This window comes from Bradyrhizobium sp., assembly GCF_049798375.1.
Taxonomy (GTDB): Bacteria; Pseudomonadota; Alphaproteobacteria; order Rhizobiales; family Xanthobacteraceae; genus Bradyrhizobium.
In genome coordinates this window covers 1-8298 of the sequence record NZ_JBARGP010000201.1, presented here as the reverse complement: position 1 = coordinate 8298, position 8298 = coordinate 1, and the positions used below count along the sequence as shown (strand labels likewise).

Sequence of the window (8298 nt, the reverse complement as noted above, 5' to 3'; positions counted from 1 at the left end):
CGGCAGCGCCACGTGCAGCCACCGCGCCGCGAGGCCGAGCGTCCAGCCCTGCGCCAGCAGCGAAATGAAGACGACGACGAAGGCAACGTCGAAATAGAGATAGGCCTTCGACAGGCCGACCAGCATGGGGATCGAGGCGAGGAAGATCGCGACCGCCCCCCGCAGTCCGGTCCAGGCGATGAAGGTCTTCTCCCGCCAGTTGAAGCGGAACGGCTTGAGGCAGATCATTACCGCGAGCGGCCGCGCCACAAACATCGATGTCAATGCCACAGCGATCGCCGGCAGCAGGCTGCTCAAGAGCCGCTGCGGCGACACCAGAAGTCCGAGCAGCACGAACATCACGATCTGCGCGAGCCAGGTCGCGGCATCGAGGAAGGTCACGACTGAATTATGTGCCCGCGTCGGCCGGTTGCCGATAATGATGCCGGCGAGATAGACCGCGAGGAAGCCGGAGGCGTGGGCGATCTGCGCCACGCCGAAAATGACCAGCGCGGCCGTGGTCACGAACGGCGCGTGCAGGCCCTGCGGCAACGCCACCTTGTTCAGCGCCAGCACCACCAGCCGCCCGCCGATCACGCCGAAGATGGTGCCGAGGATGGCCTCGCGCGCCAACTCCATCACGACATGCGCGGCGGAGGCGTGCCCGACCGTGATCAACTCGACCAGAGTCAAGGTGAGGAACACCGCGAAAGGATCGTTGCTGCCGGATTCAGCCTCCAAGGTGGCGCCGACGCGCGGGCGCAGCCGCAGGCCCTGCGCATGCACCAGCAGGAACACGGCGGCAGCGTCGGTCGAGGCCACCACGGCGCCGATCAGCAGCGCCTCGGTCCAGTTGAGATCGAGGCTGTATTTGGCAACCGGCGCGGTGATGAACGCGGTCAGCAACACGCCGATGGTCGCCAGCACCATCGAAGGCGCCAGCACGGTGCGGATGCTCTGAAATCGCGTCCGTAGGCCGCCGTCGAACAGAATCAGCGCCAAAGCCACCGAACCCACCAGATAGGTGGTGCGTACATCAGCGAATTCGATATGGCCGGGACCGGCATCGCCGGCCAGCATGCCGATCGCGAGAAACACGAGCAGCAGCGGGGCGCCGAACCGCAGCGCCAGCAGGCTCGACAGGATGCCGGCCATGACCAGGACGGCACCGAGCAGGATGGCAATGCTGACCGCGTCGAGAGACGTCATGAAGGGCGCAAATCACTCCGAACCGGGGAAATGGCATCCTTATCGACGCCATCCCTGTCCGCCAACCGGATTTGCTGCGAGCGCGGCGATTTGCCCATTTTCCGGCTCCGATTTGCAGGACCGTGCTATTGCGACGGGCTGGCCCGCTCCGCTACGGGAACGCGGCGGAACGGCTTTTTTTTGAGATGCGTGCCGTTTTCCCAGGATTTGGCGGTGGACATGGACCTGAACGATTTCCTCTCAGCTCTGCAGACGGCCGCGCGCTCGGTCGGCGCCGAGGTCACCTCGCCCTGGTTCTATCTGCAGCTCGGCCTGGTGATGGCCGGAGCCGGAATTGCGTTCGCGTCCTCGGCAGCGATCCGGGCGCGCGTCGACATGACATCGCTGGCGATGGGCTGGCCGGGGCCGCTGCGCCAGCTGCTGCGGGTGCTGGTCGATAGCGTCGCCAATGTCGTGTTCATCGTGCTGATGCGGATCGCGCGCACCGCGATGGTGCTGTGGACCTGGCCCAGCCGCAGCTACCTGCTCGCGGTGGCTCTGAAGCTGGCCCTGGCCTGGCTCGTCATCCGCCTGATCACCTCGGTGATCCGCAACACCTTCATCGTCCGCGTGGTATCGATCTCGGCTTGGCTGGTGGCGGCGCTCAGTATCATCGGCGAGCTCGATCCCGTGCTCGACGCGCTCGACTCGGTGTCGGTGGTACTCGGCGGATTGCGGCTGACGCCGCTGCTCGTCATCAAGCTCTGCGTGCTCTTGGTCGCGGCGCTTTGGTTGACCAATATCGCCAGCAATTTCGTCGAGGGACGCATCACCCGCTCGACCGACCTGACGCCGTCGATTCAGGTGCTTCTGATCAAGATGGTCCGGATGGGCCTGATGATCCTGGCGATCACGATCGCGCTGAGCGCGGTCGGCATCAACCTGTCGGCGCTGGCGATCTTCTCCGGCGCGGCCGGCGTCGGCATCGGTTTCGGCCTGCAGAAGATCGTCGCCAATTTCATCAGCGGCATCATCCTGCTGGCCGACAAGTCGGTGAAGCCGGGCGATCTCGTCACCATCGGCGACAGCTCGGGGCGCATCAGCGCCATGAACACCCGCTACATCTCGGTCTCCGCGGGCGACGGTCGCGAGTTCCTGATCCCGAACGAGGACCTGGTGACGCAGAAGGTCACCAACTGGACCTACACCGACAAGAACACGCTGGTGAAAGTCAATTTTGGCACCAATTACGATGCCGATCCCAGGCTCGTCTGCAAGCTCGCGAAGGAGATCGCAGGCCACACGGCGCGCACCATGAAATCCAAGCCGCCGAACTGCCTGCTGACCGAGTTTACCGAGGCCGGCATGAAATTCTCGCTGACCTGCTGGATCGGCGATCCCTCCGACATGGACAGCGTCAAGAGCGAGGTGATGCTGTCGCTTTGGGAGGCCTTCAAGCGCGAGGGCATCCGCGTACCCTATCCGGTCCGTGAGATTCGCGTCCGCGGCGGCGCGCTGCCGGTCGAGACCACGGTCGAAGTGCCGACCTGATCGGTCCGATCAGCAAGCCGGATCAACTGCTTGCGGCCGTATCACGCCCGGCTTGCGTCACCCGCCACGATCATTAGATTAGGCGATCACGCCAACAATTTCGCGGGAACCTACCAAAACCATGAGCTATATCGAAGCCACCGACACCGGATTGCGCAAGAACGGCCAGATCAAGCTGCATGGCGCGGGCGGATTTGCCGGCATGCGCAAGGCAGGCGCGCTGGTGTCCAAGTGCCTCGACGAGCTCACGGACATCGTCAAGCCGGGCATGCCGACCTCGCGGATCGACGAATTCGTCCGCGACTTCGCCTTCAGCCATGGCGCCTATCCGGCGACCTTGATGTATCGCGGCTACCGCTACTCGACCTGCACCTCGATCAACCACGTGGTCTGTCACGGCATGCCCGGCGACCGCCCGCTGAAGGAAGGTGACATCGTCAATATCGACGTCACCTTCATCCTCGATGGCTGGTACGGCGACTCCAGCCGCATGTATGCGATCGGTCCGATCGCCCGCAAAGCCGAACGGCTGATCGAGGTGACCTACGAGGCGATGATGCGCGGCATCGCGGCGGTAAAGCCCGGCGCCACGACCGGCGATATCGGCCACGCGATCCAGAGCTTCGTCGAGCCGCAGGGCATGAGCGTGGTGCGCGACTTCTGCGGCCACGGTCTGGGCCGGCTGTTCCACGACGAGCCCAACATTATCCATGTCGGCCGGCCCAATGAGGGCGTGCTGCTGAAGCCCGGCATGTTCTTCACCATCGAGCCGATGATCAATCTCGGCAAGCCGCATGTGAAGATCCTGTCCGACGGCTGGACCGCCGTCACCCGCGACCGGTCGCTGTCGGCGCAGTTCGAGCATTCGGTCGGCGTCACCAATGACGGCGTCGAGATCTTCACGCTATCGGAACGCCACGGCGAGAAGCAGCTGATTCAGGTTTGATGGCTATTCAGGTAAAGGCCGCAGGCACAGTCATCGACTGCGCCGCCTGGCCGATGTCACCTGAGCTCGGTGCGGCAGAGCGATTTCGCCGTTACGCGTGTCCAAACGTGATCAGCGTCGGATTGTTGCCATCCCAGTGTGATCGCGTGTGCGACGCTCCATGTTCGGGAGGACGCACGCATGACCGACGCAACCCGCCGCAGTTTCCTTAGCTTTGTCTCCGCCGGCGCCACTGCGCTGCTGCCGGTGCGGGCGGCCCTGGCTGCACCCGAGAGCGTCGCGGCCTTCGGCATCGACGATGCCTGCATCCTGACGCCGCAATCGGAAGAGGGGCCTTATTACACTGATCCCAAGCTGGTGCGCGCTGATATCGCCGAGGGCCGGCCGGGCGTGCCGCTGTCGTTCCGGCTGCGCGTGGTCGAGGCCGGAAGTTGCGCACCGATCCAGGGCGCGCGCGTCGACATCTGGCACTGCGATGCCCGCGGGCTCTATTCGGCATTTCCCGAGCAGGGCGATCGCCACAACATCGACCAGACCGGCAAGACATTTTTGCGCGGCACTCAGCTCGCGGATGCCGGCGGCTGGGCCGCGTTCAAGACCGTCTATCCCGGCTGGTATGCGGGACGCGCCACCCACGTCCACTTCAAGGTGTTCCTCGACGACAAGACGGTGCTGACGGGACAGAGCTTCTTCCCTGAGGCGCTCAACGAGTTCATCTACACCAACGTGCCCGACTACGCGAAGCGATCGCAGCAGCGGCTGGTGATCAACGCCAACGATCGCGTCGCCGTCGGCGCCGATCCGGATCATCGCGCCTGGTGCGCGGTCAAGGAAGAGCGCGACCGCTACGTCGCGATGCTGACGCTCGCGGTCGACCGCAGCGCCAAGGCCTCGGCCGACATGCCGCCGGGACCGCCGAGCCGCGCGCTTTGGATCAAGGACCGGTTGGCGGCATTGGTGCCCGGGATGAAGCGGAGTCCATTCTGAAACTACTCCGTCGCCAGATAGGCGAGCGCCAACAGCGGCAGCGTGAAGCCGATTGACGATGCCAGCGCCCAGCCACCATAGGCATAGGCCCAGGCGCCGATCGCGGAGCCGGCGGCACCCGCCATGAAGAACGTCGTCATGTACAGCCCGTTCAATCGGCTGCGGTGCTCTGCGCCGAGCGCAAACAGCACGCGGTAGCCGAGCACGACATTGCCCTGTACGCCGAAATCGATCGCGATCGCCGCGATCACCAGCAGCGCCATCGACGCGGTCGAGCCTGGTGGCAATGCGCGCGTCAGTGCAAAGCCGATGGCGGCGATGATCATGGCGGCCGCAGTAGCAGGCTTGATCCAGCCGCGGTCGGCAACGCGGCCTGCAAGTGGCGCCGAGATCGCACCGGCGACGCCGGCCAGCGCAAACAGCGCGATGCCGGTTTGCGAGAGACGAAAATCAGGACCGGCCAGCAGCAGCGGCACCGTGGTCCAGAACAGGCTGAACGACCCAAACAATGCGGCCTGATACAGCCCACGCCGGCGCAGCGCCGGCTCGGTGCGGGCGAGATCGACCATCGAGGCGAGCAGGCGGCCGTAACTCAGGCGTGCCGCGGGTAGCCGCAGCGGCAGCACGAGGCGCAGCACCAGGCCGAGCGCCACCATGGCGGCGGCCGAAATCACGTAGACCAGCCGCCAGGATGCATACGCCGCGACCAGGCTCGATGCGGGCCGCGCCAGCATCACGCCGAGCATCAATCCGGTGGTGACATTGCCGACCGCGCGGCCACGCGTCTCTGCCGGTGCAAGATGCGCGGCATAGGGAATCAGGATCTGCACCGCGACAGATCCGAGACCGATGAACAGGGCGGCTGTGAGAAACAGCGTTGCGTTCGTCGCGAACGACGCGCTCGCCAGCGCCGCTGCGGCTACCGCCACCACGCTCAGCACCAGCTTGCGATTTTCCACGAGGTCGCCGAGCGGCACGATCAGGAGCAGCCCCGCGCCATAGCCGATCTGGCTCATGGTTACGAGCAGGCCAGCCGATGCTGCCGACAGGCCAAGCTCCCGGCTGATCGGCCCGATCAGTGGCTGCGCATAATAGATGTTGGCGACGATCAGCCCGCAGGAGAAGGCGAGCAGCAGGGTGATCCAGGCCGACAGCGTGTCGGCGGAGTCGGAGGTCAGGGTTGTCAAGAAGGCACTCCCAGCAGGCGGATGTCCGGACTGATCGAACGTCTGGCGAAGGTTCGTCATCACAGGGCGGCCGGCTCTACACCGGCTTTTGCAATGACGATGCCCGCCACTGGACACCTGCCTCTGCCGCTGGCGCGGCATTGAGACCGGCACGTTTCCCCTTGACCGCCGCTACGGCTGGCTTGTCGCGATATAGGACGCCGGAGCGCCGGCAGCAACTCCGTGGCGCTCACGGGCGCGCGATGGCGAGCGTGCGGTCACGGATCGGGCCTACCGCCGGCCCGCCATCACGGCAAGTCGAGCGTGCCGTCAGATCATTGCTTGATGGAGATGAACGAGGCCGTGACGCCGGCCGGGCCGCCATCATGCGGCTTGGCCCGGATCACAGTCCCGACCAGCGCAGGAACCTGATTGATGCCGTTGGGCCATTTCGGCGTCAGGAAGGCGCGATAATCATATTCCCAATTGGCGGTCGGCGTCCCCGCCCGGCCGGTGCCGAAGATCTCCACCGAGATGTCGCCCGAGCTCAACGTCTGCATGGTGCCCTTGAGATCGAGCACATAGCCGCCGCCCATGTCGAAATTGCCCGTGATCGCGCTACCGGCGGGCGGATCGAACGTCATCACGCCTTCGCCGAAGATCAGGCTGAGCGCCTTCGCGGCGTTGTTTGCGGTCGAGCCCTGGCCGAAGATGGCGGCAAGATTCCGCACCGCGGGCTCGGGATCGTCGTTGACGATGACGTCCGCCCGGTTGAGATAGCTGCGATAGATCCATTTCCCGGTCAGCGATGCATCCCACGACGGTGTGGCCGCCGATGTCATGGGTGTAGCAGGTGCCATCGGCCTGGTCTGCGCCAATGCCGGCATTAGCGATAGCAGCAACAACGCACCCCAGAGCGGCAACGTCCTGATCATCGCACCCACCCTTGCTGGTTCGCGCTTCACCTCGGTCGCGCTTCATGCCATCATCTATTACCGCGTGTATTATTTCCATAGCTAAATCTGTACGAGATGACATCGTTGCCTTGTCACCAAGCTGTCCGCACGGCTTTGCCGCGTGCGACGCCCCTCAGCACAGCGCTCCATCGAGAGGACCGAAATGCCAGATCAAGCCGCCGCGCCGCGCACCCAAACCGTCGGCATCTTCGTGTTCGACGGCTTCGAGCCGATCGACGTGTTCGGCTTCGCCGAGGCTTTCTCGATCGCGCGCTTCCTCAACAAGGGTTATGGGGACGGGCCGCCTTATCCCTTCGAGACCGTGCTGATCGCGCGCCAGATGGGCAATGTGAAAAGCATCAACGGTCCCTCGGTCGCTCCCGATTGGGATTTCACTCGGGCATTGCAGGAGCGGCTCGATGTTCTGATGATCCCGGGCGGCGGTGGCACCTGGCCACTGCTCGGCGGAAATCCGGCCGACGTCCAGGCGCTGCTCAAATGGGTGCGCGACATGGACAAGCATGTTCCGATCATGGCCTCGGTCTGCACCGGCGCCGCGGTGCTGGCATGCGCAGGCCTGCTCGATGGCCGGCCTGCCGCCACCAATCAGGGCGCCTTCGGCTGGGTCGCCGCGCACGGCCCGCTTGTGTTGTGGGACAACGTCTCGCGCTGGGTCGATGCCGGCAAATATGTCACCTCGGCGGGGGTCTCGGCCGGCACCGATCTCGGCTTCCATTTGGTGTCGCGGCTAGCGGGGCGGGCGGTCGCCGAGATCGCGGTCAGCGCAGCCGAATATGACTGGCACCGCGATCCGCAGGCGCCGATCTTCTATCGGCAGCAGGCGCAGTTCGAGCCTGCGGACGTCAAGCTCTCATAGTCGGGCCGGCTGTGCGCACGACCTCACTTCAAGGTTGCAAAAGCCGCCCGGCGCGGCATTCTGTCGGCGATGCCCGCCAGGACCGACGATCCCCAGCCAGAAGAGACGCCGACCGCGAACGAGCCGCCGCATTATCACGGCCATCGGCAGCGGCTGCGTGAGCGTTTTCTTGCCGCGGGCGCCGACGCGCTCAGCGACTACGAGTTGCTGGAGATGGTGCTGTTCACGGCGCAGCCGCGGCGCGACATGAAGCCGCTCGCCAAAGCGCTGCTGAAGCGGTTCGGCTCGTTCGCGGAAACGATCCACGCGCCGGAGCCGCTGCTGCGCGAAGTCGACGGCATCGGCGAAGCCACCATTACGCAGCTCAGGCTGATCGCCGCCGCCGCCAACCGTATCGCCAAGGGCGAGTTGAAGCAGCGGCATGCGCTGTCATCCTGGCAGGACGTCATCACCTATTGCCGCACCAGCATGGCGTTCGCCGAGAAGGAGCAGTTTCGGCTGCTGTTCCTGGACAAGCGCAATCAGCTGATCGCCGACGAGGTGCAGCAGACCGGCACCGTCGATCACACGCCGGTCTATCCGCGCGAGGTGATCAAGCGCGCGCTGGAGCTCTCCGCCACCGCCATCATTCTCGTGCACAACCATCCC

9 protein-coding genes are annotated in these 8298 nt (G+C 65.0%); 6 read left to right on the top strand and 3 right to left on the bottom strand.

Translation table 11 applies throughout. The features are described from left to right. Nucleotides 1–1188: potassium/proton antiporter (locus WA702_RS08580; protein WP_425110095.1), on the bottom strand; the 1188-nt coding region annotated here is incomplete at its 3' end. 213 nt (nt 1189–1401) lie between these two features. Here WA702_RS08580 and WA702_RS08575 point away from each other — a divergent pair. The 3 genes from WA702_RS08575 to WA702_RS08565 all read left to right on the top strand — a co-directional run bounded on the left by WA702_RS08575 (nt 1402) and on the right by WA702_RS08565 (nt 4651). Next, complete coding sequence (locus WA702_RS08575) at nt 1402–2718, top strand: mechanosensitive ion channel family protein (RefSeq protein WP_425110094.1); 1317 nt, start codon at nt 1402–1404, stop codon at nt 2716–2718. 121 nt (nt 2719–2839) lie between these two features. Further along, entirely contained in the window at nt 2840–3664 is an 825-nt protein-coding gene (gene map / locus WA702_RS08570) for a type I methionyl aminopeptidase (protein ID WP_425110093.1), read from the top strand. A 180-nt stretch (nt 3665–3844) separates the two neighbouring features. Further along, on the top strand, nt 3845–4651 hold the full coding sequence (locus WA702_RS08565; protein ID WP_425110092.1) for an intradiol ring-cleavage dioxygenase: 807 nt from the start codon (nt 3845–3847) through the stop codon (nt 4649–4651). 2 nt (nt 4652–4653) lie between these two features. On the opposite strand, the gene WA702_RS08560 is transcribed toward WA702_RS08565, so the two are convergent. Both WA702_RS08560 and WA702_RS08555 read right to left on the bottom strand, forming a co-directional pair. Then, the gene (locus WA702_RS08560) at nt 4654–5838 is read right to left on the bottom strand and encodes an MFS transporter (protein ID WP_425110091.1); all 1185 of its coding nucleotides are present in this window, start codon (nt 5836–5838) and stop codon (nt 4654–4656) included. Nucleotides 5839–6152: 314 nt separating this feature from the next. After that, nucleotides 6153–6659 carry a hypothetical protein gene (locus WA702_RS08555; protein WP_425110090.1) on the bottom strand — a complete coding sequence of 169 codons (507 nt, stop codon included), beginning with the start codon at nt 6657–6659 and terminating at the stop codon, nt 6153–6155. Between WA702_RS08555 and WA702_RS08550 the strand changes: the two genes are divergently transcribed. The 3 genes from WA702_RS08550 to WA702_RS08540 form a co-directional block, all read left to right on the top strand. Continuing rightward, a complete protein-coding gene (locus tag WA702_RS08550; protein ID WP_425110089.1) occupies nt 6643–6837 on the top strand; it encodes a hypothetical protein in 195 nt (64 codons plus the stop codon). The genes WA702_RS08555 and WA702_RS08550 overlap by 17 nt on opposite strands. A gap of 99 nt (nt 6838–6936) precedes the next feature. Continuing rightward, nucleotides 6937–7650 (top strand): DJ-1/PfpI family protein, encoded by a 714-nt coding sequence (locus tag WA702_RS08545; protein ID WP_425110088.1) that lies wholly within the window; start codon nt 6937–6939, stop codon nt 7648–7650. Nucleotides 7651–7719: 69 nt separating this feature from the next. Further along, a partial coding sequence (locus WA702_RS08540; RefSeq protein ID WP_425110087.1) for a JAB domain-containing protein occupies nt 7720–8298 on the top strand: 579 nt, incomplete at its 3' end.